This window comes from Neolewinella agarilytica, from assembly GCF_900110645.1.
In the GTDB taxonomy this organism is placed as follows: Bacteria; Bacteroidota; Bacteroidia; order Chitinophagales; family Saprospiraceae; genus Neolewinella; species Neolewinella agarilytica.
Map to the genome: position 1 here is coordinate 1 of NZ_FOFB01000054.1, position 2,669 is coordinate 2,669.

The following is a 2,669-nucleotide window of genomic DNA, read 5'->3' on the forward strand; positions in this document are numbered from 1 at the left end:
TGCTCAACGGGGATGTCCACGTTGTCCTCATCATCGTCGTCGCCGCTGCCGTCGCCGTCTTCGTCCGTCTCAGGACCCGTAGTCGGGTCAGAGTCAACGTCATCGCCGTCGTCTTCGGTGATCTCGGCTGCGTTGTTCAGGCTCGTGCCCTGGAACGTAGCGTCAATGGTGTAAGTCAGTACGATGGTCTGCGTCTCACCCTGGGCAAGAGCAGCGATCGTGTAAACCGTTGGGGATACTTCCGTTACCGCAACACCGTCAGCATCAGAGCTCACGAAGGTCAGACCCTCCTGTGGAGTATCCGTCACCTCGATACCAGCAGCGTTCAGGCTACCGTCGTTCGTGATCGTCAGTGTGTACTCTACCGTAGAACCTTGCTGGTAAGGACCGGCAGAAGTTACTGCTTTGCTCAGCTCAAGGTCGTAGACCTGCTCAACGGGGATGTCCACGTTGTCCTCATCATCGTCGTCGCCGTTGCCGTCGCCGTCTTCGTCCGTCTCAGGACCCGTAGTCGGGTCAGAGTCAACGTCGTCGCCGTCGTCTTCGGTGATCTCGGCTGCGTTGTTCAGGCTCGTGCCCTGGAACGTAGCGTCGATGGTGTAAGTCAGTACGATGGTCTGCGTCTCACCCTGGGCAAGAGCAGCGATCGTGTAAACCGTTGGGGATACTTCCGTTACCGCAACACCGTCAGCATCAGAGCTTACGAAGGTCAGACCCTCCTGCGGAGTATCCATCACTGCAATGTTTGCAGCATCAAGGCTACCGTCGTTCGTGATCGTCAGTGTGTACTCTACCGTAGAACCTTGCTGGTAAGGACCGGCAGAAGTTACTGCTTTGCTCAGCTCAAGGTCGTAGATCTGCTCAACGGGGATGTCCACGTTGTCCTCATCATCGTCGTCGCCGCTGCCGTCGCCGTCTTCGTCCGTCTCAGGGCCCGTAGTCGGGTCAGAGTCGACGTCGTCGCCGTCGTCTTCGGTGATCTCGGCTGCGTTGTTCAGGCTCGTGCCCTGGAACGTAGCGTCAATGGTGTAAGTCAGTACGATGGTCTGCGTCTCACCCTGGGCAAGAGCAGCGATCGTGTAAACCGTTGGGGATACTTCCGTTACCGCAACACCGTCAGCATCAGAGCTCACGAAGGTCAGACCCTCCTGTGGAGTATCCGTTACTTCGATACCAGCAGCGTTCAGGCTACCGTCGTTCGTGATCGTCAGTGTGTACTCTACCGTAGAACCTTGCTGGTAAGGACCGGCAGAAGTTACTGCTTTGCTCAGCTCAAGGTCGTAGACCTGCTCAACGGGGATGTCCACGTTGTCCTCATCATCGTCGTCGCCGCTGCCGTCGCCGTCTTCGTCCGTCTCAGGACCCCTAGTCGGGTCAGAGTCAACGTCGTCAAACGGACCGTCTTCAGTGATTTCAGCTGCGTTATTCAGGCTAGTGCCCTGGAACGTTGCGCTTACCTCAAAGGTCATCTCTACGATAACAGAGGTTCCGACTGGAAGGTCTGCAACCGTAAAGTTGCCGTTACCCGTAGAGGTAACTCCGGCCTGTGGAGTGATGCTTTGGAAAACTAAGCCAACCTCAGCGTCATCGGTTACTTCGACGTTTGATGCGTCGATATCACCTTCATTGGTTACCGTTACATTATAGGTTACTGTAGAACCCTGGATGTAAGGACCAGCAGAGGTAATGTCTTTAGACAGTGCAAGGTCAAACAGTGGCAGATCACCACAGTCATCATCACTGTTGTCAGGCGTTCCGTCACCATCGGTGTCAAGATCAGCCCGGTTATTCAGACCAGTGAACGGAGTTCCCGTAACACCTTCTTCGGAACCACCTTCGCATTCTGTGAATACATTATCACCACCGTCAGTAGAGCCTGGCTCCAAATCAAGAGTAACATTAAATACAAGGGTGTAAGATTCCGTAGCGTCAGCAGCAATCATACGATCCGTTACGAGCGTCGTTGCTCCGGTAACATTCAATGCACCTGCGTCCGCGCCCGTAAATGCTCCACTATTAATGGTTACATCCTGGTCAAATAACGGTGTATCCGTCAGTGTGTACTGGCCAATACCTCCAGTGTTAACCACGTCAATAGTGTAAGTCACATCATAGGTACCATCCGCGTTTGCAACTGCAGAAACGAACTCTTTATCAAGTTCGAATTCAGGTACACGTTGGATACCAGCATCAAGGTCTGGGTAATTCTGACCGCTCACGAGAGTTACCTGCTCAGTCTCACCATTATTGGCAGGATCAGCATCGCTGTCATTGGTCTCATCAGAACCAGTAGCTCCAGGAGTTGTGAAGGTGTAGTCATCAAGCAACTCGAACTGAACACTGTAAGTTCCAGGAACCAGATCAGTGAATTCGTAGAAGCCACCATTCATCGTGGTCGTCGTAGCAATAACGTTCCCGTCCTCATCGAGGAGGTTAACCGTTACACCATCGATACCAGCAGAAGCAGGCTCGTCATTGATGCCATTACCATTGGTATCTTCCCAAACGTAGTCGCCAAGCGAGGCAAGTTCGTAGACACCAGCGTCAATTGTTTCATTTTCTTCACCAGATTCAAGAACGATAGCGTCAGACTGACCAGTCGTGATGTTGGCATCACTGTCGGTAGCGTCGTCACCTTCGTCCTGTGGGCTGAACTCATTGCCATCAGG

At 53.2% G+C, this 2,669-nt stretch carries 1 protein-coding gene; it reads right to left on the reverse strand.

The window, feature by feature from the left end:
• The coding region (locus tag BM123_RS23645) for an SdrD B-like domain-containing protein (RefSeq protein ID WP_139212086.1) at positions 1 to 2,669 on the reverse strand (2,669 nt) is incomplete at both ends.